General features: G+C 49.4%; 22 protein-coding genes. 20 read left to right on the top strand and 2 right to left on the bottom strand.

What is annotated here, in order from left to right:
• Positions 1 to 329 precede the first annotated feature (329 nt).
• From murJ to thiO, 18 genes are all read left to right on the top strand, one after another.
• The gene (murJ, locus tag ACQY8X_RS15350) at positions 330 to 1,823 is read left to right on the top strand and encodes a murein biosynthesis integral membrane protein MurJ (protein ID WP_428036020.1); all 1,494 of its coding nucleotides are present in this window, start codon (positions 330 to 332) and stop codon (positions 1,821 to 1,823) included.
• Between the two features lie 92 nt (positions 1,824 to 1,915).
• Positions 1,916 to 2,848, top strand: a complete 933-nt coding sequence (ribF, locus tag ACQY8X_RS15345; RefSeq protein ID WP_428036019.1) for a bifunctional riboflavin kinase/FAD synthetase — start codon at positions 1,916 to 1,918, stop codon at positions 2,846 to 2,848.
• 38 nt (positions 2,849 to 2,886) lie between these two features.
• Positions 2,887 to 5,691 carry an isoleucine--tRNA ligase gene (gene ileS / locus ACQY8X_RS15340; protein WP_428036018.1) on the top strand — a complete coding sequence of 935 codons (2,805 nt, stop codon included), beginning with the start codon at positions 2,887 to 2,889 and terminating at the stop codon, positions 5,689 to 5,691.
• Between the two features lie 10 nt (positions 5,692 to 5,701).
• Complete coding sequence (gene lspA, locus ACQY8X_RS15335; RefSeq protein ID WP_428036017.1) at positions 5,702 to 6,196, top strand: signal peptidase II; 495 nt, start codon at positions 5,702 to 5,704, stop codon at positions 6,194 to 6,196.
• Between the two features lie 12 nt (positions 6,197 to 6,208).
• Positions 6,209 to 6,664, top strand: a complete 456-nt coding sequence (locus ACQY8X_RS15330; RefSeq protein ID WP_428036016.1) for an FKBP-type peptidyl-prolyl cis-trans isomerase — start codon at positions 6,209 to 6,211, stop codon at positions 6,662 to 6,664.
• A gap of 154 nt (positions 6,665 to 6,818) precedes the next feature.
• Positions 6,819 to 7,352, top strand: coding sequence for a type IV pilus modification protein PilV (gene pilV, locus ACQY8X_RS15325; protein WP_428036015.1), 534 nt, complete (start codon positions 6,819 to 6,821; stop codon positions 7,350 to 7,352).
• Entirely contained in the window at positions 7,349 to 8,095 is a 747-nt protein-coding gene (locus ACQY8X_RS15320; RefSeq protein WP_428036014.1) for a PilW family protein, read from the top strand. The genes pilV (ACQY8X_RS15325) and ACQY8X_RS15320 overlap by 4 nt, the downstream gene beginning before the upstream one ends.
• Positions 8,095 to 8,679: a pilus assembly PilX family protein gene (locus tag ACQY8X_RS15315; protein WP_428036013.1), complete on the top strand. Its 585-nt coding sequence runs from the start codon at positions 8,095 to 8,097 to the stop codon at positions 8,677 to 8,679. Before ACQY8X_RS15320 ends, ACQY8X_RS15315 begins: the two co-directional genes overlap by 1 nt.
• Before the next feature lie 2 nt (positions 8,680 to 8,681).
• Positions 8,682 to 11,429, top strand: a complete 2,748-nt coding sequence (locus tag ACQY8X_RS15310; protein ID WP_428036012.1) for a pilus assembly protein — start codon at positions 8,682 to 8,684, stop codon at positions 11,427 to 11,429.
• Positions 11,429 to 11,854: a type IV pilin protein gene (locus ACQY8X_RS15305; protein WP_428036011.1), complete on the top strand. Its 426-nt coding sequence runs from the start codon at positions 11,429 to 11,431 to the stop codon at positions 11,852 to 11,854. The genes ACQY8X_RS15310 and ACQY8X_RS15305 overlap by 1 nt, the downstream gene beginning before the upstream one ends.
• A gap of 22 nt (positions 11,855 to 11,876) precedes the next feature.
• Positions 11,877 to 12,368: a GspH/FimT family pseudopilin gene (locus ACQY8X_RS15300; RefSeq protein WP_428036010.1), complete on the top strand. Its 492-nt coding sequence runs from the start codon at positions 11,877 to 11,879 to the stop codon at positions 12,366 to 12,368.
• A 226-nt stretch (positions 12,369 to 12,594) separates the two neighbouring features.
• On the top strand, positions 12,595 to 13,140 hold the full coding sequence (locus ACQY8X_RS15295) for a GspH/FimT family pseudopilin (RefSeq protein ID WP_428036009.1): 546 nt from the start codon (positions 12,595 to 12,597) through the stop codon (positions 13,138 to 13,140).
• Complete coding sequence (gene pilV / locus ACQY8X_RS15290; protein WP_428036008.1) at positions 13,131 to 13,598, top strand: type IV pilus modification protein PilV; 468 nt, start codon at positions 13,131 to 13,133, stop codon at positions 13,596 to 13,598. Before ACQY8X_RS15295 ends, pilV (ACQY8X_RS15290) begins: the two co-directional genes overlap by 10 nt.
• Entirely contained in the window at positions 13,598 to 14,632 is a 1,035-nt protein-coding gene (locus ACQY8X_RS15285) for a PilW family protein (protein WP_428036007.1), read from the top strand. Before pilV (ACQY8X_RS15290) ends, ACQY8X_RS15285 begins: the two co-directional genes overlap by 1 nt.
• A complete protein-coding gene (locus tag ACQY8X_RS15280) occupies positions 14,632 to 15,276 on the top strand; it encodes a pilus assembly PilX family protein (RefSeq protein WP_428036006.1) in 645 nt (214 codons plus the stop codon). The genes ACQY8X_RS15285 and ACQY8X_RS15280 overlap by 1 nt, the downstream gene beginning before the upstream one ends.
• A 34-nt stretch (positions 15,277 to 15,310) precedes the next feature.
• A complete protein-coding gene (locus tag ACQY8X_RS15275) occupies positions 15,311 to 20,131 on the top strand; it encodes a pilus assembly protein (protein ID WP_428036005.1) in 4,821 nt (1,606 codons plus the stop codon).
• A 13-nt stretch (positions 20,132 to 20,144) separates the two neighbouring features.
• A complete protein-coding gene (locus ACQY8X_RS15270; protein WP_428036004.1) occupies positions 20,145 to 20,525 on the top strand; it encodes a type IV pilin protein in 381 nt (126 codons plus the stop codon).
• A gap of 101 nt (positions 20,526 to 20,626) precedes the next feature.
• Positions 20,627 to 21,718: a glycine oxidase ThiO gene (thiO, locus tag ACQY8X_RS15265; RefSeq protein WP_428036003.1), complete on the top strand. Its 1,092-nt coding sequence runs from the start codon at positions 20,627 to 20,629 to the stop codon at positions 21,716 to 21,718.
• Between the two features lie 62 nt (positions 21,719 to 21,780).
• On the opposite strand, the gene nadE is transcribed toward thiO, so the two are convergent.
• Together nadE and ACQY8X_RS15255 are read right to left on the bottom strand one after the other, a co-directional pair.
• Positions 21,781 to 22,614, bottom strand: coding sequence for an ammonia-dependent NAD(+) synthetase (gene nadE, locus ACQY8X_RS15260; protein WP_428036002.1), 834 nt, complete (start codon positions 22,612 to 22,614; stop codon positions 21,781 to 21,783).
• 161 nt (positions 22,615 to 22,775) lie between these two features.
• Positions 22,776 to 23,705: an outer membrane protein assembly factor BamD gene (locus ACQY8X_RS15255; RefSeq protein WP_428036001.1), complete on the bottom strand. Its 930-nt coding sequence runs from the start codon at positions 23,703 to 23,705 to the stop codon at positions 22,776 to 22,778.
• Between the two features lie 186 nt (positions 23,706 to 23,891).
• On the opposite strand from ACQY8X_RS15255, the gene rluD reads away from it, so the two are divergent.
• Together rluD and ACQY8X_RS15245 are read left to right on the top strand one after the other, a co-directional pair.
• A complete protein-coding gene (gene rluD, locus ACQY8X_RS15250) occupies positions 23,892 to 24,860 on the top strand; it encodes a 23S rRNA pseudouridine(1911/1915/1917) synthase RluD (protein ID WP_428036000.1) in 969 nt (322 codons plus the stop codon).
• The coding region (locus ACQY8X_RS15245) for a polyphenol oxidase family protein (RefSeq protein WP_428035999.1) at positions 24,857 to 25,347 on the top strand (491 nt) is incomplete at its 3' end. The genes rluD and ACQY8X_RS15245, both read left to right, overlap by 4 nt.

The raw sequence follows: 25,347 nt of genomic DNA, 5'->3' as shown, positions 1-25,347 counted from the left end.
TGAGATGCCCCGGGGTTCATTTTTAAACTTCTGGACATCGAAAATTAAGACGCGAGATTATTCATGTTTGTGCTGCAACTGTCAACAGCTAATTATGAAAAGCCCTGTCGGCAGGGCGTGATTATTGCGCTTAGAGCAAGCATTTTAACGGGTTAATCGGTATTATCAGCAGCAATCTATATTATCTGGCAGGAAAGCGATCTTTGAGCAGAACAGAAACATCACCGGAAAACGCTCAGCCTAATAGCCCGGACCCTGATAACACGCAATCGCCAGAGAAGGTTCCGAAAGGGCGGGGCTTGCTGCGTTCCAGTGCGCTGGTCGGTCTGATGACGATGTTTTCCCGGGTGCTGGGGTTGATTCGGGATGTTGTGGTCGCCAACTATTTCGGTGCTGGCAGCAGTGCCGATGCGTTTTTTGTCGCTTTTAAAATTCCTAATTTTCTCCGTCGGCTGTTTGCGGAAGGTGCGTTTTCGCAGGCTTTTGTACCGGTGTTGTCAGAATACCGTAGTCTCAGAGATCTGGCTGCGGTGAAACAGCTGGTTGACCGGGTTGCAGGAAGTCTGGGACTGGTGTTGATTGTGGTGACGCTGCTGGGCGTATTGGGTGCTCCGGTATTGGCGGCGATCTTTGCACCGGGCTTCTATCTGCATGACCCGCTGCGCTATGGGCTGGCAGTCGAGATGCTGCGGTATACCTTTCCCTATCTGTTGCTGATATCACTGACTGCGCTGGCGGGCAGTATTCTGAATAGTTATGAGCGCTTTGCTGTGCCCGCGTTTACACCGGTGCTGTTGAATCTGTCGCTGATCGGCGCAGCTATCTGGATGCAGCCGCTGTTTGACCAGCCGGTAATGGCGCTGGCGTTAGGGGTGCTGATCGCCGGGTCAGCTCAGTTGCTGTTTCAGTTGCCGTTTCTCTGGCGTCTACAGTTGCTACCTAAGCCAGTCCTGGGGTTTCAGGATGAAGGCGTTAAGCGGATACTGAAACTAATGCTCCCTGCGCTGTTTGGCGTGTCGGTGAGCCAGATAAACCTGTTGCTGGATACCCTGCTGGCCTCTTTTTTACAGACCGGTAGTGTTTCCTGGCTGTACTATTCGGATCGCCTGGCTGAGTTGCCTTTGGGTGTGTTCGGCATCGCCATTGCGACCGTTATTCTGCCAAGTTTGTCGCGGCGGCATGCGGAGAAAAGTACCGAGCATTTTTCCCGTACGCTGGATTGGGCGATGCGGATGGTGCTGCTGATCGGGCTGCCAGCGGCCATGGCGTTACTGGTGTTGGCAGAGCCACTGATTGCCACCCTGTTTCACTACGGTGAGATGGCTGATCGGGATGTAACCATGGCGGCGATCAGTTTGCGGGCCTACGCCGGTGGTCTGGTGGCCTTTATGCTGATTAAGGTGTTGGCACCGGGGTATTTCTCCCGTCAGGATACCAAAACCCCGGTTAAGATCGGTATTGTTGCTATGGTGGTGAATATGGTGCTTAACCTGCTGCTGATCTGGCCTATGGCGCATGCCGGGTTGGCACTGGCGACGACTCTCTCGGCATTTTTGAATGCGGGTCTGTTACTTCGGGGGCTGCTTAAAGAGGGGGTGTTTAGTTGGCAGTCTGGCTGGCCGAAGTGGCTATTGCGGGTTGCGATGGCTAACATCGCCATGATCGTGTTCCTGGTGCTGCTTGCCGGGCGTCCTGAGCAATGGTTGGGCTTTGATATGTGGCAGCGGGTTACACAGATGGCTATTCTGGTGGGCGGTGGTGCGATCATCTACCTGCTGGTGTTGCTGCTCATGGGGATGCGACTGCGGGATCTGCGCCATTAATCGGCCTATATCCGTGCTGATTGATGGCGAATATCGCGGTAACTGGGGTATAATTCCGCGCTTATTTTATTTGTTGATGAGATTGGGGTGACATGGAGCTAATTCGGGGTCTGCATAATCTCCGTGACAAGCATAAAGGCTGTGTTGCAACGATCGGCAACTTTGATGGCGTGCATCTCGGGCATCAACAGGTACTGGCTCAGGTTCTGCGTAAGGGTAAAGAGCTGGGGTTGCCAGCCGTAGTGATTATTTTTGAGCCTCAGCCGCGCGAGTTTTTTTCCGGCAATCAGGCGCCGCCACGGCTGACCCGTTTTGATGAAAAGGTTCGCTTGCTAAAGGCCAATGGTGTTGACCGGGTACTCTGCCTGACATTCAACGAACGGTTACGCACCATGAGTGCCGACCAGTTTGTTGATGAACTTTTGTTGAAAGGCCTGGCCGTGCGGCACTTTGTGGTGGGGGATGACTTTCGTTTTGGTTGTGATCGCAGCGGTGATTACAACATGCTGCGGCAGAGCGGTGAGCGGTATGGTTTTAGTGTTGTGAACACCGAAACCTTTGATGTGGATGGCGAACGGGTGAGCAGTACCCGGATCAGAGCTGCCTTGCAGAGCAACGATCTGCTGTTGGCCGAGCGGTTGCTGGGACGGCCCTATAGAGTGACTGGCCGTATTATGCATGGCCAGCAACTCGGACGTACTATTGGCGTGCCGACGGCGAACGTACGGATGCATCGTTTTCACTGTCCGCTGAATGGTGTGTATGCAGTGACGGTGACGGGTAAAAACCTGTCTGCGCAGGGGGTTGCGAATGTGGGCATGCGCCCGACCGTGAATGGTAAGCAACCGGTGCTGGAGGCGCATCTGTTCGATCTGGACAGTGATCTTTATGGTCAGTTGCTGAGTGTGGAATTTAAAGCCTTTATCCGCCCGGAAAAGAAGTTTGAAGGGCTGGAAAAACTGAAACAACAGATAGAAATCGATATTCAACAGGTCAGAAACTATTTTCTGACAGGTGCCTTGTAAACAGGGCCAAAATTAGATGATCCAGAAGCGATACGACAATGACCGATTATAAACCGACCCTGAACTTACCGAATACTAAGTTCCCGATGCGCGGCAATCTGGCTCAGAAAGAGCCTCAGATGCTGAAACAGTGGCAGAAGATGGATCTCTATCAGAAGATTCGTGAAGTCAGCGCAGGTCGTAAGAAATTTATTCTGCACGATGGCCCTCCCTATGCGAATGGCGATATTCATATCGGTCATGCAGTGAATAAAATTCTTAAGGATATTATCGTTAAGTCCCGCACTATGGCAGGCTTTGATGCCCCTTACGTGCCCGGCTGGGATTGTCATGGCCTGCCGATTGAGCACAATGTTGAGAAGAAGATCGGTAAAGCCGGTGTGAAGGTCTCTTACGGCGATTTTCGTAAGAAATGCCGTGAGTATGCTGCCCGTCAGGTGGAGGGGCAGAAGAAAGACTTTATCCGCCTTGGGGTGCTGGGCGACTGGGATAACCCTTACCTGACTATGAACTTCGAAACCGAAGCCAACATTATCCGTGCACTGGGTAAAATCGCTGAAAACGGTCACCTGGTGAAGGGCTATAAGCCGGTTTACTGGAGTGTTGTCGGTAGTTCTGCGCTGGCTGAAGCGGAAGTCGAATATCAGGATAAAACCTCACTGGCGATCGATGTGCGTTTTGCACCGGTGGATCAGGATAGCTTCCTCGGTTGTTTTGAAGAACTCTCTGGTACGGGCGAAGCTTCAGTTGTGATCTGGACCACCACTCCCTGGACGCTGCCAGCTAACCAGGCAGTATCGCTGAATGCTGAGCTGGACTATGTGCTGGTACAGGTAGGCGGCGAACGGCTGCTGATTGCTGAGGCGTTGGTGGAAGATGCGCTGCAGCGCTATGGTATCGCAGAGTATAAGATTGTCGGTCGTTGTAAAGGTGAGGCGCTGGAACACCAGCAGCTGCAACATCCGTTCTATGATAAGCATGTTCCGGTTATTCTCGGCGACCATGTCACTATTGAGGCGGGTACGGGGGCGGTACATACCGCACCGGATCACGGTGTGGAAGACTTTAACGTCGGCCGCGTCTACGGTATCGGTACGCTGAACCTGGTGGGACCTGATGGCGTTTACACCGAGAATGCCGGAGAGTTTGCCGGTCAGCATGTCTACAAGGTAGAAGATGCCATTGTTGCAGCGTTGGAAGCGAACGACCGTCTGGTGTTGAAAAAACACTTCAGTCACAGTTATCCCCATTGCTGGCGTACTAAAACCCCATTGATCTACCGTGCCACGCCACAATGGTTTATCAGCATGGAAGAGAAAGGGCTGAAGAAAGACGCACTGGCTGCGATTAAACAGGTTGAGTGGTTCCCCGGCTGGGGCCAGAACCGTATCGAGTCGATGGTTGAACAGAGCCCTGACTGGTGTGTTTCCCGTCAGCGTACCTGGGGTGTGCCGATCGCATTGTTTGTCAATAAAACCACTGCTGAACTGCACCCGGAAACGCCGCGTTTGATTGAAGAAGTTTCGCTGCGAGTTGAAAAGGTGGGTATTGATGCCTGGTTTGACCTTGATGCTACTGAGTTGCTTGGTGAGGCTGCAGATCAGTATGAAAAAGTGCTGGATACCCTGGATGTCTGGTTTGATTCTGGTGTGACCCATTATTCCGTTCTGGACCAGAGCGAGGGTTTGCAATTCCCGGCAGATATGTATCTGGAAGGGTCTGACCAGCATCGCGGCTGGTTTCAGTCCTCGCTGAAAACCAGTATTGCTATTAAAGGGTGTGCGCCTTACAAACAGGTACTGACCCATGGTTTTACCGTGGACGCCAAAGGCCACAAGATGTCCAAGTCCAAGGGCAATATCGTCGCGCCGCAAAAAGTGGCTAACTCACTGGGTGCCGATATTTTGCGTCTGTGGGTGGCATCCACCGATTTCAGTTCTGAGATGACCGTTTCTGACGAGATTCTCAAGCGTACCGCAGATGCTTACCGTCGAATCCGCAATACCGCGCGCTTCCTGCTGGCTAACCTGGAAGGTTTTAATCCGCAAACGGATATGGTGGCACCGGCTGATATGGTGGCGCTGGATCGCTGGGCGGTTGATCGTGCTGCCCGTCTGCAAGAGGAGCTGGCAGGCCATTATGATCAGTATCAGATGCTGCAGGTGTATCAGAAAGTATCCCATTTCTGCTCGCTGGATCTGGGTGGTTTCTATCTGGATATCATCAAAGATCGTCAGTACACCGCAAAGTCGGATTCAGTTGCCCGTCGCTCTTGCCAGACGGCGTTGTATCACATTGTTGAAGCGATGGTGCGCTGGATCGCGCCGATCCTCAGTTTTACTGCGGATGAGATCTGGAGTGAGTTGCCCGGTGAGCGTGCAGAATCAGTACAGCTGACCACCTGGTATACCGATCTGGCCCTGCTCGATGCTTCAGAAGAGCTGGGGCGGAACTACTGGCAGCAGGTGTTGGCGGTTAAAACAGCGGTTAACAAAGAGCTGGAAAATCAGCGTAATGGCGGCCATATCGGCGGTAGTCTGGAAGCTGAAGTTACCTTGTTCTGTGCGCCTGATCTGAAGACGCAACTGGAAAAGCTGGCGGATGAACTGCGCTTCGTGCTGATCACCTCTAAGGCGGCCGTGCGTTCGGCTGATGAAGCCGTTAATGCTGTTGCCACCGAGCTGGAAGGTCTGAGTATCAGCGTAGTTAAAAGTGAGCAGGCGAAGTGTGGTCGTTGCTGGCATCACCGCGAAGATGTGGGTAACCATCCCGAACATCCAGAGCTGTGTGATCGTTGCGTCGAAAACGTTGCCGGTGACGGTGAACAGCGTAGCTTTGCATAAGGCTGACCTGATGGCTAAGTCGCGAAGTGCATTGGGCTGGCTCTGGCTGGTGATCGTGGTTGTTGTGCTGGATCTGTTTACTAAATATCAGGCCAGCACGTTGCTGTCTTATGGCGTGCCTCATCCTCTGCTGCCAGTGTTCGATCTGACGTTACTGCACAATACCGGTGCTGCATTCAGCTTTCTGGCTCAGGCCGGGGGCTGGCAACGCTGGTTTTTTGCTTTGATCGCTGTCGTTGTCAGCTCTGTGCTGCTGCTCTGGATGGCCCGTACTCCGCGCGAGAAGTGCTGGTTGGGGGCTGGTCTGGCGCTGGTGCTGGGTGGGGCGCTGGGAAATTTATATGACCGGGTCGTACAGGGATATGTCATCGATTTTATTTCGTTGCATTATAACGGCTATTATTTCCCCGCATTCAATCTGGCCGATAGTGCAATTACCATCGGAGCAGGCATGCTGATTATTGATATGCTATGGTTCAGTGAAAACAAGAAGAAATCTAAATAAAGGTTTGTACTTATGTCAGAACATACGTTACAAAATTCGTCATCACAGGTAGTTGCTCCTGACGCTAAGGTCACCCTGCATTTTGCTATCAAACTGGCAGACGGGCAGGTTGTTGATTCCAATTTTGAAGGCAGTCCAGCCACCTTTATTGTTGGTGATGGCCAGTTGCTGGAAGGTTTTGAGAAGCCTCTGTTGGGGATGCAGGCCGGTGATGAAGCGGTGATTGATATTCTGCCTGAGCATGGCTTTGGCATGTCAAACCCTAATAATCTGCAGCGTCTTCCCCGCAGTCAGTTTGGTGATATGACGCTGGAACCCGGACTGGTTGTGTCATTTGCCGATGCGGCAAACGGCGAGCTTCCCGGTGTTGTCGCTGAGTTTGATGACAAGATGGTCACTGTCGATTTTAACCATCCGCTGGCGGGAAAGAATCTTAAGTTTGAGGTTAAGATCCTTTCGATTGAATAACCGTTAAACCTGTGTGGTACGCCACCTACTTCACTAGTTCCTGTGCCAGATCACGTTTTTTAGGGTGCAGTGGTGCAATAGATCTGGAAAAACTTACCAGCGTTGGCTAACATAATGCCTGCTCGGCGAAAAAAAACTCTCTTCATTAATCAACATGGATGTTGGTATGCAAACTCAGGGACGGAGCGTATTCCCCTTTTGTAAGGCCTCTACCCGGTCAGATTTAATCAGACCGTATCCTCATCTTTATAGATTTTCGCAGGGGTCCTCCCTTATCGAAGTGCTGGTCACTCTGGTGCTTGTGGCTATCGGTCTGTCCGGCATGATGATGATGCAGGCCCGTGGTCTGGAACAAAATCAAAGCGCTTATTTGCGCACTCAGGCGATCGCGATGGCCAGTGATATGGCTGACCGGATGCGTCTGAACAAGCAAGCGGCGCTGAATGATCTCTATCAGCTGGCTGAAGGAGATACGTCTGCCAGCTTTTCTCAGGCACCGGCTACGCCCGCCAATAAAAAACTCGCATATAACGATCTCAATGCCTGGTTGAGCTGGGTAGAACTCAGTCTTCCTAAGGGGGATGCTGTGATTACCCGGAATAATCAGGTAGTGAGTATCACGGTTAGCTGGGGAGGCGCTGACGGCAGGCCTGCCGCAAGTTACGTTCATGAGATGGATCTGTTATGAAGCCTCTCTGTTATCCACGAAACAGCCAGTCCGGCTTTTCATTGGTAGAACTGATGATCGCATCGGTGATCGGTTTGTTGCTGACCTCTGCAATGCTGGCAGCGTACGTCGCTTCTGCGCGTACTTATCAGATACAGGATGCGATGTCAGAAGTGCAGGAAAGTGGCCGCTTTGCCATGCGTATTCTGTTAAAAGATCTTCGTCAGAGTGGGGTTGATGTCTCGGGGAGTCAGATCGTTCTGGGGGTTAAAAACAGCACTGATAGTATCAATGACTTTGAAACCAGTCGGTCAGATCTGATCATCGCAGATAAAAGTGTGCTGAGCGATATCGTATATCTCCCGGGTCTGGATCCGGATGGCCCTTCAGGCCCAAAGGGCGATGATGGGGTTGCCTACTATATAGGCTCAACTGAGGGGCTGCGTTCCTCTTTATATCATAACAAGGATGCTCTGGTTGAAGGGGTTGTCGGGCTGGTTATCGAGTATGGGGTAGATAGCGACGGGGATAAGCTTGTCGATAGCTACAAAAAGCTTACCGCTATGAATGCCACTGACTGGGATGAAGTCATGAGCGTCCGCTTTTATCTCCTGATGAGTAGCTCCGGAACGGGAGTGACTGAGCAGGCACAGCAGTTGATCGCCCCCTTCAACACGGTAGATACATCTGATCGGCGTCTTTATCAGGTGTTTACGGCGACCGCGTTGTTAAGAAATGCGTTGGTTGTGAGTGAGGGGGGCTGATGAACAGAAACATGAAATATTGTGTCGGTTACCAGCAGGGCGCAACCCTGGTGGTTGCACTTATTCTGCTGTTGGTGATGGCGATGATGGCTTCCACTGCGTTACAGAGTAATGTTTTGCAGTCGCGAATGGCGGCCAATATGCAGGATGAGACCATTGCTTTTGAAGCAGCAGAATCGGTGTTGCTTTACTCAGAAGGCTGGTTGTCAAAGCAGACCGCGCTGCCCGATTTGATTCTCTATGATGACTGGAGTGCTGGCAGTAGTGAATTTGTGTTTGATGGCAGAACCTCTTCGAAGCTAAAAAAACAGCTGGAGGATGCCAGTCTGGTTAGTGGCTGGGAGAGTCGGGCAAAACAGGTCACTTTCTTTGACGCTAATGCATCTGTTTCAAGCAAACTACATGCGCAGCCAAGAGTTTCTCTGGAGCTGACAGACTTTGATCTGGATAACAAAAAAGTGACGGGTTCTTATTCATCTGGTGGCAGCACTGCTTTATTTCGTCAGCTGAGTCGTAATACCGGCGCAACGGGTGATAGCGAAGTGATTCTGATAGCGGAATACCGCAAGCGGTTTGAGTACTGATTATGAATAAAACAGGGATGTTATTCGTCGTGGGTCTGACGGTTTTATCAACCGCTCAGGCAAGTGGTGCTGATTATAGTCTGAGCCCGGTTCCCATAGGGACAACGGAGGTTGCTGAACCGAATGTGATGTTGCTGATGGATACCTCTGGAAGTATGAAAAGTGCCCCTTCAGGGGGAGGCAGCTCAAAAATAAATCAGGCGAAATCTGCTGCTAAGGCGGTGATTGAGTCAGGCCAGGGGATGCGGATTGGGCTGGCCCGACTAAACAAAAATGATGGTGCAATGATTGATGAGGACTGCGGAGCTAGTCAGGCCGACCTGCTGAAAACATTGAAGAGTTATAAGGCGGATGGCAATACTCCGGTGGCAGAAGCTCACTATGAGGTAAGCCGTTATTTTCGGGGAATGCGGGGGCATTTTTCGCATAAAACCAGTAACTATATATCGCCGATAACAAGTCAGTGCCAGAAAAACTTCACCATTGTTTTGTCAGACGGCGAACCCAATCGGGATGGTGATTTTAACAATCTCAAAGATGCGGATGCGGGGAGTAATTTGCCAAACTGGGACACCGGTGATAATGATCAAGGGAAGTACTATCTAGACGATCTGGCCCAGTTTGCCTGGGATATAGATATGAGTAGCCAGGCAGGTATACAAAATATGTATACCTATACCATCGGTTTTGATATTGACTTCAAAATGCTGAAGGACGCTGCAATCAACGGACATGGACAGTATTTTCTTGCGGGCAATGAGAACCAGCTGCTGGCTTCACTGAATAGTATTTTTGCGGATATCAGTAAAAAATCCTTTACGGAAACCCGCTTGAGTGCCAACAGCGGGTATGTGAATACCGGGTTGAGACTCTACCAGGCGAGTTACAATACGGTAGGCTGGACTGGAGAGTTGAGTGCTTATAGCGCTGTTATAGACTCAGCGTCCGGCGATCTTAGCTTTGGTTCAGTACCGTCCTGGGAAGCCTCATCTGCTATACCTGCCCAGAATTCACGCATTGTGATTACCAACAGAGACTCTCTTGGAATACCTTTCCGCTCGACCAGCCTGAACGCAGCAGAAAAGTTGTTAATCAGTAGTTCCAGCGTAAATAGCTATATTGAATTTATCCGTGGTGAAGAAAAGGTCGGGTTGCGCTCACGTTCAAAACGGTTAGGCGATATTGTTCATTCAAATCCTATCTACGTCGGCGCATCTACAGGGTTAGGTGGCTCGAAGTCCTACCGGACGTTTAAAAGTAAAACCCAGTTGCGAGAACCAGTGGTCTATGTTGGTGCTAATGATGGCATGCTTCATGGCTTCAGTGCGTCCGATGGTAAGGAGCTGCTGGCCTATATTCCCTCGGTGCTGCTGCCAAAACTCAAGCTATTGGCGGTGGGTGAGTATGAGCATCAGTACTATGTTGATGGCACGCCGATGGTTAATGATGCTGTGGTTGGTGGTAAATGGCGGACGATGCTGGCGGGTGGTCTGAACGGCGGTGGTCAGGGTGTCTATGTCCTGGATGTGACGGATCCAGATGACTTTACGGAAGCTAACGCTGACAAGGTGTTTGCCTGGGAGTTTACTGACCTGGATGATGCCGATATGGGCTACAGCTATGCGCAACCTACCATTGTGAAGCTGCAGGATGGTAAATGGTATGTGGTGTTTGGAAATGGCTATAACAGTACAGCAGCGGATGGGCATGCAAGTAAAACCGGCGATGCGGTTATCTATATCGTTGATCTGGAAACCGGTCAGAAGGTAATAAAATTGTCCACCAATACCGGCCTGGACGAAGCGCCATCTGGGCTTAATCGGCCGAATGGAATGTCCACGCTTGCGCCAGTCAGTGACGATGGCGAAACCGTTAATGTTATTTACGGGGGGGATCTGTACGGCAATGTATGGAAGTTTGATCTGAGTGATACAGACCCCACGCAGTGGAAGCTGGACTACAAACTTTTTCAGGCGTGTCGTAGCTCAGTGATGAGTAAACCCTGTAGTGCTGATGATATTCAGCCGATTACCGCCAGTATTTCTGTCTCTGAGGACAAGCAAAAGCACAATATGCTGTTTTTTGGTACGGGCAAAGACTTTGAACTGTCTGATAAGACGGATACCCGATTACAGACACTCTATGGCGTTATTGATACAGGTTCTCAAATTACAGCGGGGCGGTCAGCCTTATTAGAACAGAGTATCTATTATCAGGGCTCTGCTAACTTTGACGGTGTTACCCGGGACATCCGTCTGACAACTAATAATCAGACCAGTAATAGCCAGAAAGGTTGGTTCATGGATCTTAAGGTTCCGGACGGACATAGTGGCTGGGTTGTTTCCGGAGAGAGGGTTCTTTCTGAGCCTCGGCTTACCAGTCAGAAGGTGGTCTTTGCCACTAAGGTTTATACCTCTGATCCTTGTGCTGCAGGGGGAGAGGGCTACGAAATTATGCTGGATAAATACTCAGGCAGCCGTCTCAGCTATGTCACTATTGATAACAACAGAGATGGTGTGTTTGACGATAAAGACAAAGTGACAGATGACAAGGGTAATAAAGTGGCGGTTTCAGGAGAGAAAGTCGGCAACGGTGTCGGTACAACCACGATTGTTGGAGATAGTTATAACTTCCGGGTCAATGCTGACGATTTACAGGACTCTGATGGCAATTCTGAGCCGCCAGATAAAGGGCAGAAGGATCCAAATGCAAACGGGCGCACCAGTTGGCGCTATCTGGAGCGCAACTGATGAGCACTGCGCTAACCCGAAAGCAACGAGGTTTTACACTGATAGAGCTGATGATAGCAGTGGCAATCGTCGGCTTGCTGGCAGCGATTGCATACCCTTCATACATGCAGCATATTCAGCGAAGTTGGCGTGAGTCGGCAAGACTCTGTCTGCTGGATATGACCCAGCAGATGGAGCGGCGTTACGCTGCTGATCTGGCCTATAACTTAGTTGATGCTGACGGCGATGGGAATGATGACCAACTGATGGCTGTTTCATGCGCGAATGAGGGAGGTATGACCCCTCGATATCAGTTCACTGGTGGTCCTGGTGCGAATGGGTTCAGCCTGACAGCAACGCCTATTGGTAGTCAGGCGAGTGATGAGTGTGGTGCCCTGAGTATCGATCAGGCAGGTACCAAGACCCCGGCTGCTGGATGCTGGTAATGAGCGAATAGGGATGTCATCAATGATCAACAGAATAGAAAAAGGATTTACCCTGATTGAGTTGATGGTGGCGCTTAGTATCCTGATTATCCTTCTGACTATAGGTGTGCCCTCACTAATTGGCTTTGTACATACTCAGAAAATGGATTCGGCTGTCCAGTTGCTTAAAGACAGTTACAACCAGGCTCGTTATGAGGCAGTTACCCGCCATCAGTCAGTAACACTGTGCCCTTTAGACAGCGCCACTAACCAGTGCGGCAATGTTTGGGGGGGCGGAGTATTGATCTACATCGATCAGGACGGTGACAGTAGCTTTGATAAAGATAATGATCTGCGCCTGAAGCAGGTCGGGTTTTCTGATGGTGTTACCATTACCACTAAAAGTCGTACCCAGATTACGATCAGCTCCGCTGGCACTACCTTTGATACAGATACTTTCAAAATTACTGTCTCAGGCAGCGAAGACATAAAAAACCTGTCAATCTCCTCTGCAGGGCGCATTAAGCTAAGCTGATTACCTGCCGGGTTCAAATATAAGACCCAAATCAGTTACAGATCCGTTAGATTTGGTTTAATCTTATCTCTCTCTTACAATTGTTTGATTTAAATTAACTGTTTTGGGTACTTCTCGCATATGGATAGTTGCAGGAGTGACTAAAATATAGTCAATACAGAGCGCAAATGGATTTGCTTCTTTAATTCTATTCAATATTCAATGATGAATGGGTGGGGTGATCTTGTTGCGTAATGCCAAACAGCGCGGATTTACACTGATTGAGTTGATGGTGACTATTGCTGTAGCAGCGATTTTGATAGCTGTGGGCATTCCTAGTTTTAGTGATTTTATAAAACGCGGTCAAATTACAGAACAGCGGGATACGCTCTTTGCTTCATTGATGTTGGCGCGGTCTGAGGCGGTTAATCGCAGTCATAGTATGAGCCTCTGTGTTAGCAGCAATCAAACAAGCTGTGATGCGGTGGGAGGAGGCTCTGTTTCCTGGAGTTCTGGGTGGTTAGTTTTCGTTGATCTGGATAGGGACGGTGCTGTTGACGCGGGGGAGACCGTTTTAAAAGTGGTAAAGCCGGATTTTAGTGGCTCTCTTGTATGGGATAACGGTGATGTTATCACTTATGATAGTGAGGGTGGTGCAGATAAAACTGGTACTTTTACGATCTGTGAGGCGGGCAAGGATGTAAGTTACGCCCGCGCGATTATCATCTCCAGTTCAGGTCGTATTCGTCGGGATACAACAAGTGCAAACGGGGGCGCTTTAGTATGCAACTGAAACGACGGCTTCGACAACAAAAAGGCGTGGGAATGATTGAGGTGCTGGTTGCACTGGTTATTATTTCGGTCAGTATGCTGGGGTTGGCGGCACTCCAGATTAATAGTGTTCGTTTCAACAATCAGGCCTATCTTCGTTCGCAGGCTACCTATCTAGCGTATGACATTATTGACCGGATGCGGGCGAATAAAGATGAGGCTAATGCAGGTTCATATTCAATTAGCATCGGTGATGATAGTAACGGTTCTACTGCCTGTGAAACCGGAAACTGTTCAACCGCAGCACTGGCTGCCTATGATAAAGCTCAATGGCTGAATACGCTTAAAACAGAGTTGCCCAAGGGAGATGGAACGGTATCTATGGCGGGCGATAAAATTACTGTGTCTGTTCAATGGGATCAAAGCCAGGGGCAAGCTGCTGAAACTGTTCAAACCTATACGCTGGAGGCTTTGTTGTGATGTTTGAAGTTAATTCAAAAGCCCGGCAGATGGGATTATCGCTGATTGAGTTAATGATTGCGATGACAGTCGGGCTGGTTATGACCGGAGCGGTTCTTCAGGTTTATCTTCAAAGCAGTAGTTCTTATCAGCTTCAGGATGAACTTTCTTATATTCAGGAAAATGGACGCTACGCGCTGTCTGAAATAGTGAAAGAGTTACGGATGGCCGGCTACTCAGGATGTGGTGGTGGCGCTAAAATTGCTAATTCGGTAGAAAGTAGCGCTAATGTTAATTTTTCATATGGGTTAATTGGTTACAGTATTGACTCTACCGATTCTAATGTTGCTACAGGGGCAATACCCGTTTCAGATTATCCGGCCAGCCTTTCTAATGCCTGGGATGGTACTGATGCATTACAAATATTTAAGGGCGACCCTAATAGCGCTATGTATGTTACAAATCATAACCCTTCCTCCGCGACTATTTTTGTTAAGCCAGACCATTCAATTGTCAAAGACACCATTCTAATGATTGCAGATGCAGATTGCACCCAAGTAGGCGTTTTCTCGGTTTCCGGACCGACTGGCCTTCCAGCGAATCATATGAACCATAATACGGGTTCTTCAGGAAGTATTGACAACTGTACAAAAAAACTGAAAGGGAACTTCACTTGCGCATCCCTTGGTTCTGCAATATCAGAGGCATACAAGGAAGGCTCCAGAGTCCTAAAGGTTGATGGGTTGCTCTATTATGTTCGTAATTCTGGAAATGACGCATCCATTCCCGGCTTGTATAGAGATGTTCTGGGTGGCGGGACTGAAGAGATAGTTCAGGGTGTAGAAGATATGGATATAGCCTACGGCCTGGATAGTGACGGTGATGGTGTTGCCAACCAATTTCTCTCTGCCCGCAATGTTCCCGAGACAGATTGGGTGAATATTGTCAGCGTTAGGGTTTCATTGACAATGCGAAGCCGTAACACCGTTGATGGAGCTTTCGTTCGTAAAACCCTCTCGGCCACAACCAAGATACGTAATAGGGGAGTGGAATAATGGGTAAGCAGCGGGGTAGCGTCCTTATAGTAAGTTTGGTGTTTATTGTGCTGATGTCTTTGATTGCGGTAACCGGGATGCAAATCAGTAGTCTCGAAGAACGGATGTCAGGTAATCATCAGGACAAGGATCGTGCCTTTCAGGCGGCAGAAGCAGCCCTCATTGAGGGGGAGGAGTTTGTATTGTCAACTGACTTTGATCGGGAAGTTCATTTTAAAGAAGCCTGTAGTGGATCAGCCTTATGTTTTGATGAGGATTGTGCCGGAGGGCTTTGCCTGACAGGCCGCGTAACCAGTGCTTGTGAAATCAGAGATACAGAAAATGAGCCGTGGCTGGAGGATAGTAATACTCAGTTCGGTTCGCCATTAACCGATGGTAATGATGGCGCTGGAAATATCATTAATGTCTGGACTACAAACGGTAAGCATCGCACGGCTTCTAAAGGGCTGAGTGGCGTTACTACAAAAGCTAAGTATATTGTGGAATTTATATGCTTTACACCGAAAGACCCTGACGCGCCGGCCCCTGATCCGTACCCAAATGATTCAGCAGAGTGGTCTGAGATGTATCGGATTACTGCTTTGGGCACTGGAGGACAAGATACGAATAGGGTTATGTTGCAATCGATTTTCAAGAAGGACTGACAATCCGTTGTAGTGTCAGTACATAGGTAGGAATATGAAAAACTATTGGCTTTATCAAAGGTTTTTGACGTGTGTTTTTACAGCGTTAAGCATTTGTTATATTTCAGCTGCAACAGCGGTGACCTCTGCTGATTTTCAGGCTACACCTGCGCTTGTGTCCCGCACGGCGACACCGCAGGTTATGTTAGCAATGTCTGCTGACCACCAATTGTTCTTTAAAGCTTACTCCGATTACCATGACTTGGATGGCGATGGAGTGATTGATACTACCTATAAGCATTCTTTCGATTACTATGGCTATTTTGATAGTTATAAGTGTTATGACTACAGCACCTCTGCGGGCCGTTTTGAGCCAGACTCTCTGACCACTGATAAATATTGTTCTGGTAGCAAATGGTCGGGAAATTTTCTTAACTGGGCAAGTATGACCCGTATTGATACCGTACGCCGCATACTCTATGGTGGTATGCGCAGTACCGATTCTTCCTCTCTTACCGTATTAGAAAGAAGTTATCTGCCGAATGATGCGCATAGTTTTGCTAAATATTTTGCAGATATAACCGAGTTACCAAAGCTGACACCCTTTACATCATCTGATGCCCCAGATGGCATTACTATTTGTAATACGACGGTTGCGTCAACTCAGTGGTCACAAAATGTGACTGATGCTCCATTGATACGTGTGGCGAAAGGTGATTACGCACTCTGGGCTGCGAATGAACGATGGCAGTGTCGCTGGAGTGAAGAAAAAAGTGCTGCTAATGGCAATGACTATGCGAAGTCAGGATTAGAATCTGCGTCAAGCAATCCATCTAAGTCGAGCAAGGGTTTGGGCGAAAAAGATTATATTGCCCGGGTGACGGCATGTGATAGTAGTCTTATTGGCACAGAAGATTGCAAGCAATACCCTAATGGTAATTATAAACCAGTGGGAATTCTTCAAAGCTATGGCGATGAAGGTGCTGTTGATTTTGGTCTTTTCAGCGGCACATACTCAAAAAATAAATCCGGGGGGGTGTTGAGAAAGAATGTTGGCTCTATTACAGATGAAGTAAATGCAACGACTGATGGCACGTTTAAGTCGGCTCCTGTCGCGGGAAATATCATTGATACACTGAATAAGTTGCGATTATATGGTTACGATCACAATGGCGGGACATATACCAGTGGTAATAGTAATGGGGATAATTGTACTTACTCATTAAATTCTTTCTCCAATGGTCAGTGTACAAACTGGGGAAACCCAGTGGCCGAGATCCTGTCAGAATGCTATCGTTATTTTGGCGGTAAATCGGCGAAATCCTCTTTTGCACCTTCAAGCACATCAACCGATAAAATATCGGGTTTACGAACGGCAGCATGGTCAGATCCGCTTAATGCGGACAATCAGTGTGCTAAGTTAAACCTGATAATGTTCAATGCCAGTACAGTGTCCTATGATAGTGATGAGCTGGGTAGCTTTAACAGTGATTTCAGTACCTCTGCTTCCTCACTTACTGATTCAGTGGGTAATGGTGAAGGGATTACCGGGAATGACTATTTTGTCGGTGAAAATGGTACCGACAATAATCAGCTTTGTACTTCAAAAACAGTTTCAGCTTTGGGTTCAGTGCAGGGAACCTGTCCGGATGCTCCCCGCCTTGATGGTAGTTATCAGATGTCCGGAATGGCAGCGTTTGCGCATCTGAACGATTTGCGAAGTGGGTTGGATGGCGTTCAAAATGTTAATACTTATGGAGTCTCTCTGGCGCCTGCGCTGCCTTCTGTTGATATTGTTGTTCCTGGTGGCTCCGGAAAGTCGGTTACGCTATTACCTGCTTGTCGAAACTCTAATGCACAAGGGAACTGTGCGATTGTTGATTTTAAAATTGCAGAAGCTTACCACAGGGATGGAAACACTGGTGCATACGTTGGCTCTCTCTATGTTAACTGGGAAGATAGTGAGCAGGGTGGTGACTATGACCAGGATATGTGGGGCACTATCCATTATAGGATCACCAGTTCCTCTATTGAGATAACGACCGATGCTATCGCTAAATCGACCCCTTTTCCAATGGGCTTTGGATATATCATCAGTGGTACAACGGATGATGGTTTTCACGTTCATTCCGGCATTAATAATTTTGAATATGATGAAGGAAACAGCATTGTCGATTGTTATGACCGGCATGGTAGTACTACAACACTGTGTAATATCAACGATGCCGCTACGAGCAGGACCTACACATTGGGGTCGTCAACAGGAAGTTTGTTAGAACAGCCGCTTTTTTATGCTGCTAAATGGGGCGGTTTTAATGATATCGATAACTCGGGAACACCGAATAACAGCAATGAATGGGATAACAAAAATAATGCCGATGGCACGCTGGTATCGGACGGCATACCCGATAACTATTTCTTTGCGACTAACCCTTCACAGTTAAAGTATCAGCTACAACAGGTTCTTGACTCTATCATTAACCGGACATCATCCGGTACCAATGCATCGGTAGTTTCCAACAGTAATACCGGTGTGGGTGCAATCTATCAGGCGCTGTATCAGCCACGGGTGAAGTCTGCGAATAAGAATATCTCCTGGGTTGGGGTGTTACACTCGCTGTTCATTGATGGATATGGCCGGGTGAGAGAGGATAGTGATGGCAATGATAAGCTTGACTCCTCCGATAAAGTGGTAGAGATCTATTACGACGCATCACTGGAAGAAACTCTTATTCAGCGATATACAGTCAATACGGATAACTCGTTAACGCTCAGCGGAGCACCGGTCAATATTGATAATATTGATACAGTTTGGAGTGCCCGGGACCAGCTTGCGACTATTACTAATGCGCAAGCCAGAACGCAGCGAAGTTACAGCGTAAATGACGGCACTCGCTATATCTTCACAGCGATAGATGGTGGCGCGTCGGGGCCCCCCGACGGGAAAATAAATAGTGCGGATGTTGTCGATTTTCTCCCTGGAACCTTCACTGCTTCGAATCGCTATGAGTATCTGGGAGATACAGTAACGAATGGCACGCTGGCGACCAAGTTGGTCAACTATATCCGTGGTGATGATAGTATTGCAGGGATGCGTTCCAGAACGATCGATTATGATCATGACGGTTCAGATGAAGTCTGGCGTTTAGGGGATATTATTCATTCAACTCCGTCGGTGGTGGGAGCACCAGCTAGTAATTATAAGGCCCGTTTTGGTGATCCCAGTTATGATACGTTCTGGGAGCAGTATAAGAATCGTAGGCAGGTTGTCTACGCTGGCGCAAACGATGGAATGTTACATGCGTTTAATGGTGGTTTCTGGAATTTGAATACTCTGGGTTTTGAGACTGCCGTATCTGGAAAGTCCAACTACGCTCTGGGTGCAGAACTTTGGGCCTACGTGCCTTATAATCTATTGCCTCATCTGCGCTGGCTGGGTGAAGAGGGATACCCTCATGTGTATTATGTCGATGGTGAAACATCAACATTTGATGTGAATATTTTTACCAATGATAGTGATCATCCGGGTGGGTGGGGAACGATTCTCGTTGCTGGGATGAGACTGGGGGGGGGCGAACAGCAAGTTTCGATTGGTGGAACTGTGAAGGATTTTCGTTCTGCTATCTTGGTATTTGATGTCACTAATCCAGAAGTTGCGCCTACCTTACTGGCAGAAATATCACATCCTGATATGGGGTTAACAACCAGTAAACCTGCAGTCTTGAAGAGGAGGACTGCGAAAGCTGATCTAGTCACAGGTTCTCCAGATTGGAGTTTGGGAGTGGATAAAAATGAATGGTATTTGGTCATTGGCTCTGGCCCTATAGGCTCAGGAGCTATCAGTGAAGCCAGCAGTGATCAGAATGCTAAACTCTTTGTCTATGATCTGGTGAGTAAATCGTTTGTCTCTGGTGCCACAGGGTTGAGTGTAGAGAGTGACGGACATAGCTATCTTGGAGATATTACCGTTACTGACTGGAACAATGATTTTGTTGATGATGTAATCTATGTTGGCTCAGTTAGCTTAGATCCAACGGCCGTGGTGCCGACAGATACCGTATCAGGAAATCTTAACAGGGTAGTCTTTGATCCAGTGGCTACAACATTTACACCTTCCCGATTTGTTAGGACAGATAAGCCAATTGTGGCTGCACCTTACACTATTGTTGATACAGAATCTCAGCCCTGGGTTTATAGTGGAACCGGGCGAGTTATGGTCGGTGAAGATAATCGAAACTCTGAACAGCAGTCGTTCTATGGAGTTAAAGAGTATCTGGACTCCAATGGAGATATTATTAGTAACGTGTTGCAGCGCAGCGATCTTATTAATGCGACTAATACTGTTGTATTTCAAAACGGTACGGTTAAAGACTATAGTAGTGGCTCTGCCCAGACACTGGTAATAGACTCAAAAAATATTGGCACGTTTAGTCAGCTAAAGGCTCAGATGAAGAGCGAAAATGGCTGGTACAGGGACTTTGAGAATACAACAGACCCATCTGGTCGAAATGTAAACACCTCGGTTAGTGTCTTTTCCTTTTTGTTCTTTACTGAATATATTCCACCGGCCAATATTTGTGATATAGATGGCGAGAGTTTCCTCTATGCTCTTGATTATCAGACGGGAACCGCATCCTCATTGCTTCCATTTGGTACCAGTAATAACCGGACAACTACAGATGCAAATGGAGATCCGGTACCCGAAGCACAGGGTAAAGTCAGCTTAGGGGATGGTATGGCCTCAGCTCCGGTTATACATAGAGGTGTTGGTGGGGTAACCCATATTATTACGCAAAAGTCGACTGGCGCGATTGGTTCTAATGAGGCAGCAGTTGCTCCGAAAGGTGGTCGTATGAGTTGGAGGCAGTTGTACTAGGGTGATAAAAACTATGAGAAAAATGTCAGGTTTTACTTTAATCGAGTTGATGATTGCTGTTGCAATACTAGGTATCCTTCTGGCTATTGCATACCCATCGCTGATGTCTCAGGTTCGGGAGAGTCGCAGAAGTGATGGTTATGCTGCTTTAATGAGCGCTGCAGCGATGGAAGAGCGATTCTTCACGGTTAATAATCAATATACATCTGATGAAAACAACCTGGGAGGGAACGTTTCAGAGGAAGGGTTTTATTCAATTGATGCCGTGGCAAGTGGCGGAGGTTCAACTTTTACCATTACTGCGGTAGGTTTGGGTTCTCAGGCGAATGATACTGGGTGTACAACCTTGGTTTTATCCCATACAGGTGAAAAAACGCCAGCGAACTGCTGGTAAATAATTTTTTGCAGTAGATCATATTTCAGCATAAAAAAACGCGCTCCCAGCGCGTTTTTTTATATACTCAACCCTCCTTGTACCAACCATAAGGCTCAACTATGTCTGACTATCTGATAATTGGAGCAGGCGTGATCGGGATGCTGACCGCCAGAGAGCTGGCGCAGTCGGGTGCTGAGGTCACGCTGGTGGATATGAATAACTGCGCGCAGGAAGCTTCCTGGGCCGGAGGTGGGATTGTTTCACCGCTTTACCCCTGGCGTTATTCTGATCCTGTGACGGCGTTGGCGACCTGGTCGCAGACCAGTTATATCCATCTGGCGCAGCAGTTGCTGGAAGAGACCGGACTGGATCCGGAACTGCGCCTGAAAGGGATGTTTATGGTTGGGGTGGATGATGCGGATGAAGCACTGGCCTGGGGGCGGCGCTATCAGAAGCCCATGGAGCAGGTCGGAGCTGATTTTATCTACCAGAAAGAACCTAGTCTCGCGCCCGGATTAGACTCTGCACTGTGGATGCCAGAAGTGGCCAGTATCCGTAATCCACGCTTAGGCCGTTCGTTACGTCGCAGTATGGAGATCACCCCGAATATCAACCTGATAGAGCAGGGACGGGTAGAGGGGCTGAACATTGAAAACTACGCGGTCACCGGGGTGCGTCTGGCCGACCGGGTGTTACAGGGCGATCAGGTGATTATCGCCGCAGGAGCCTGGAGCAGTGAGCTGCTTGCGCCTCTGGAGGTGGAGCTCCCGGTTGAGCCGGTAAAAGGGCAGATGATGCTGTTCAAGGCGCCGGTGGGGCTGATCAACCGGGTGGTGCTGATGCAGGGGCGCTATCTGATCCCCCGAAATGATGGCCGTATTTTGGTGGGTAGTACGCTGGAGCGGGTAGGTTTTGATAAACAGACCACCGCAGAAGCGAAAGCATCGTTGTATCAGACTGCGCTGGAGATCTGTCCTGAGCTTGAAAAATATGAACTGGAACATCATTGGGCCGGATTGCGCCCGGGATCTCCTGAAGGGGTTCCCTATATTGGCGCAGTGCCCGGGTATGACAATCTCTACCTGAACGCCGGGCATTTCCGGAATGGTTTGGTGCTGGCACCGGCATCAACCCGCTTGCTGGCCGATATTTTGCTGAAGCGCCAGCCGGTCATTGATCCGCTGCCCTATGAGCTGTTCGGACGGGTATAGCGCTGATGTGAAAATTTAGCTATAGAAAAGGCCTCATATGAGGCCTTTTTGAATGTTAAAGATCAGTCGTAGATCGTTGGAATAGGCTGTCGTTTATGTTGTGTGCGGCTGTAGATTCCAATCAGCTTATCTTCGACTTCCGGGGTGACCGGTTTACCCTCGAGAAAGTCATCAATCTGATCGTAGGTTAATCCCAGCGCCACCTCGTCCGCCAGTTGTGGCGTATCACATTCCAGGTCGGCGGTCGGCGTTTTATGAATCAGTTGCTCCGGGGCCCCCAGTGCCGCGGCTACCGCCCTGACCTGGCGTTTGCTCAGGCCAAACAGAGGGGCCAGATCACAGGCGCCGTCACCATACTTGGTATAAAAACCGGTAATGTTTTCCGCGGAGTGATCGGTCCCCAGAACCAGCCCGCCCAACAGACCGGCGATCTCATACTGGATCGCCATGCGGATGCGGGCTTTTACATTTCCCTTGGAAAAATCGATATGGGCGGGGCTGCCTGCATCAAGACCGGCCGCTTCCAGTGCACTCAGCGTTGCCGCGTGAACCCCGTCGGCGCCCGGCTGAACGTTTGCGGTTACACAGGCGGTGGGGGAGATAAAAGTCACTGAGGCCTGAGCGTCTTCTTCATCCTGTTGGGTGTTATAGGGCAGGCGCACCGCGATAAAACGATAATTGTCGCTGTCGGTTTCCCGGTTCAGCTGCTCAACAGACAGCTGCGCCAGGCGGCCACACGTGGTTGAGTCCACGCCGCCACTGATGCCCAGCACCAGATGTTTACAGCCGCTGGCTAGCAGGTTTTTTTTGATGAAATCTATGCGCCGTTGAATCTCAGTTGCAGTGTCGATCTGCGGCTGAACCTGCATCGCTGCAACAATTGAAGCTCTGTCCATTGTTAACTCTCATGGTGTTTTACGGGGTCTGCTACTCATTCTAAGGGAAAATCACGGAGCCTGTGAAGTGCTTTTCTAAGACTATTGGCCTATGCACTATGACCGGGCGCAAGCAGAAACAAAAAAGGCGCCAGTTGGCGCCTTGAGCAGATTTGGTGCAGTTATTTCGCAGGTTCTGCTTCGCTGTCGAAGATGCCAAAGGTCAGGCGGCTAAACCAGGAGCGTTCTTTCGCCTCCGTCTGGCCGGGCTTCGATGTCTGAACCGGAGGGAGTGTTTCGCTGCTGCCCAGCAGGCCAAATGTCGCTGTGCTTAGCAGTGATTCTTTTTTCGCCAGCTCAATATTTGATTGATATCCTGGGAAGTTTGCATCCAGTACTGCTTGTGAGTCGGCCGCCAGGTCGGTCATCCCTAGCTCATTGTAAGCCAGCACCATGACTGACAGGGCATCAGGCACAGCAGGGGTTTGCTGATAGTTTTCTACCACATAGCGTCCGCGGTTGGCGGCCGCAATCCAGGCTTCACGCTTAACATAGTAGCGTGCTACATGCATTTCGTGAGTTGCGAGACGGTTTTTCAGATAGGTCATCCGTTTCTGCGCATCGGGCGAGTATTCGCTGTTAGGGAAACGGGATACTAGTTGCTGAAAGCTCTGGAACGATTCCAGCGCGCTGCCTGGGTCACGTTGAGTTTCATCGATTGGCAGGTACTTCTCAAAGAAGGTTCGATCCTGCTCAAATGCGGTCAGACCTTTCAGATAGAGGGCGTAGTCGAGGTTTTCATGATTAGGGTTCAGGCGGATAAAGCGGTCAGCTGTTGCCCGAGCGGCTTCAGGCTCATAATTCTTATGATAGGCGTAGATCAGTTCCAGTTGTGCCTGCTCAGAGAACCGTCCGAATGGGTAGCGTGCTTCCAATAGCTGCAATTTCTCAATGGCGGCAACATAGTTTGCGCCTTCAAGCATATCGAGGGCTTCCTGGTAGAGCTGCTGCTCAGGAACATCCGGCGCCTCTTTTTTGTCACCACTAAACCATGAGCAGCCAGATGCAATCAGGGTGATCGAAACAATTGCGAGCAACTTTGCCAGGCGCATAAACATTTATCCTGCTATAAGTGAGAGTTTCCCGTTAGTTAACAGCGGCTACTGTTTGTTTCGGGTATACTGTGCAAAATTAATTCGGCCTATTTAACCATAACCGAATGGCAAGCCAAAGCGTCTCTGCGTTTTCCTTGCAATAAAGCGTATATTTTCTTAATTTTTCCGAGACTTAGATAAATCATGACTGAGAAGGTTCAACTTAGCGCAACGGTTTCCGATGATCTGATGGGCAAACGGTTAGATCAGGCTGTTGCCGAACTTTTCCCCGAGTACTCGCGATCCCGGTTGCAGGGCTGGATTAAAGATGGCCAGTTGACTGTTGATGGTGAGGTGAAACGTCCCCGGGATAAGTTGTTGGGCGGCGAGCTGTTAGCGATTGCCGCAGAGCTGGATGTCATCGATCAGTATAAAGCCGTAGAGATGCCGCTGGATATCGTCTATGAAGATGACGATATCATGATTATTAACAAGCCTGCGGGTCTGGTTGTTCATCCTGCGGCAGGGCATTGGGAAGATACGTTGCTCAATGGGCTGTTGCATTATTATCCGGACATTGCTCAGGTGCCTCGCGCAGGTGTTGTGCATCGGCTGGATATGGATACGACCGGGCTGATGGTGGTTGCTAAGACGATTCAGGCTCAGACAGAACTGGTTTCACAGTTACAGGACCGTTCTATGGGGCGTGAGTATGAAGCGGTGGTCGCCGGTGTTATGACCGGTGGTGGCACGGTTGACGAGCCGCTGGGGCGTCATTCACGCAATCGGCAAAAGATGGCGGTTGTGGGCATGGGTAAAGAAGCGGTTACCCATTATCGGGTGTTGAAGCGGTTCCGCGCCCATACCCATATCCGCTTGAAGCTTGAAACGGGCCGGACTCATCAGATTCGTGTGCATATGTCCCACATTAACTATCCGCTGGTGGGCGATCAGCTTTACGGTGGGCGTTTTCGGCTGCCAAAGGGCGTTAGTCCGCAATTGTTGGCTAAGCTGAAAGCTTTTAATCGTCAGGCCTTGCATGCTAAGCGCTTAGAGTTATTTCATCCGGTCAGCGGTCAGCTGATGGCCTGGGAGGTGGATCTTCCCGATGACATGCAGAGCCTGCTGAATAGTCTTACACGCGATGCGGCTCATCATGAGATCGATCAGTGAAATTGATTGTTGCTGAGTGGCCAGCGCCTGCAAATATTCGGGCGTTCACCACCACCCGCTTGGAAGGCGAGAGTGACGGCGTATATAGTTCATTCAATCTCGGCGACCATGTAGGGGATGATGCTGAGCGGGTTGCTGCGAATCGTCAGGCGCTGTCAGAGCAGCTTGGGTTTGTTAAACAACCGCAGTGGTTGAAGCAGGTACATGGCATACAGCTGGTTAAAGCGCGCCCCGACGGTTTGGTTGTTGAAGCGGATGCCTGTTGGTCGGATGAAGCAGGGCAGCCCTGTGTGGTTATGACCGCGGATTGTTTACCGGTTTTCTTTACAGACAAAGGCGGCAGCCGGGTTGCAGTGGCCCATGCAGGCTGGCGCGGGCTGGTGGATGGCGTGCTTGAACAGACGATGTCAGTGTTTCCAGATCCGTCGGAGGTACTGGCATGGTTTGGGCCCGCTATCGGTCCTCTGGCGTTTGAGGTGGGTGATGA

This window comes from Amphritea sp., from assembly GCF_050300915.1.
Taxonomy (GTDB): Bacteria; Pseudomonadota; Gammaproteobacteria; order Pseudomonadales; family Balneatricaceae; genus Amphritea.
Note: the sequence above shows the minus strand (reverse complement) of the source record. Positions and strands in the feature narration are given on the sequence as shown.

What these genes read in the sequence shown, in the direction of transcription:
- murJ (WP_428036020.1), top strand. Translation starts at nt 330, where the DNA reads ATGACGATGTTTTCCCGGGTGCTGGGGTTGATTCGGGATGTTGTGGTC.
- ribF (WP_428036019.1), top strand. Translation starts at nt 1,916, where the DNA reads ATGGAGCTAATTCGGGGTCTGCATAATCTCCGTGACAAGCATAAAGGC.
- ileS (WP_428036018.1), top strand. Translation starts at nt 2,887, where the DNA reads ATGACCGATTATAAACCGACCCTGAACTTACCGAATACTAAGTTCCCG.
- lspA (WP_428036017.1), top strand. Translation starts at nt 5,702, where the DNA reads ATGGCTAAGTCGCGAAGTGCATTGGGCTGGCTCTGGCTGGTGATCGTG.
- ACQY8X_RS15330 (WP_428036016.1), top strand. Translation starts at nt 6,209, where the DNA reads ATGTCAGAACATACGTTACAAAATTCGTCATCACAGGTAGTTGCTCCT.
- pilV (WP_428036015.1), top strand. Translation starts at nt 6,819, where the DNA reads ATGGATGTTGGTATGCAAACTCAGGGACGGAGCGTATTCCCCTTTTGT.
- ACQY8X_RS15320 (WP_428036014.1), top strand. Translation starts at nt 7,349, where the DNA reads ATGAAGCCTCTCTGTTATCCACGAAACAGCCAGTCCGGCTTTTCATTG.
- ACQY8X_RS15315 (WP_428036013.1), top strand. Translation starts at nt 8,095, where the DNA reads ATGAACAGAAACATGAAATATTGTGTCGGTTACCAGCAGGGCGCAACC.
- ACQY8X_RS15310 (WP_428036012.1), top strand. Translation starts at nt 8,682, where the DNA reads ATGAATAAAACAGGGATGTTATTCGTCGTGGGTCTGACGGTTTTATCA.
- ACQY8X_RS15305 (WP_428036011.1), top strand. Translation starts at nt 11,429, where the DNA reads ATGAGCACTGCGCTAACCCGAAAGCAACGAGGTTTTACACTGATAGAG.
- ACQY8X_RS15300 (WP_428036010.1), top strand. Translation starts at nt 11,877, where the DNA reads ATGATCAACAGAATAGAAAAAGGATTTACCCTGATTGAGTTGATGGTG.
- pilV (WP_428036008.1), top strand. Translation starts at nt 13,131, where the DNA reads ATGCAACTGAAACGACGGCTTCGACAACAAAAAGGCGTGGGAATGATT.
- ACQY8X_RS15285 (WP_428036007.1), top strand. Translation starts at nt 13,598, where the DNA reads ATGTTTGAAGTTAATTCAAAAGCCCGGCAGATGGGATTATCGCTGATT.
- ACQY8X_RS15280 (WP_428036006.1), top strand. Translation starts at nt 14,632, where the DNA reads ATGGGTAAGCAGCGGGGTAGCGTCCTTATAGTAAGTTTGGTGTTTATT.
- ACQY8X_RS15275 (WP_428036005.1), top strand. Translation starts at nt 15,311, where the DNA reads ATGAAAAACTATTGGCTTTATCAAAGGTTTTTGACGTGTGTTTTTACA.
- ACQY8X_RS15270 (WP_428036004.1), top strand. Translation starts at nt 20,145, where the DNA reads ATGAGAAAAATGTCAGGTTTTACTTTAATCGAGTTGATGATTGCTGTT.
- thiO (WP_428036003.1), top strand. Translation starts at nt 20,627, where the DNA reads ATGTCTGACTATCTGATAATTGGAGCAGGCGTGATCGGGATGCTGACC.
- nadE (WP_428036002.1), bottom strand. Translation starts at nt 22,614, where the DNA reads ATGGACAGAGCTTCAATTGTTGCAGCGATGCAGGTTCAGCCGCAGATC.
- ACQY8X_RS15255 (WP_428036001.1), bottom strand. Translation starts at nt 23,705, where the DNA reads ATGCGCCTGGCAAAGTTGCTCGCAATTGTTTCGATCACCCTGATTGCA.
- rluD (WP_428036000.1), top strand. Translation starts at nt 23,892, where the DNA reads ATGACTGAGAAGGTTCAACTTAGCGCAACGGTTTCCGATGATCTGATG.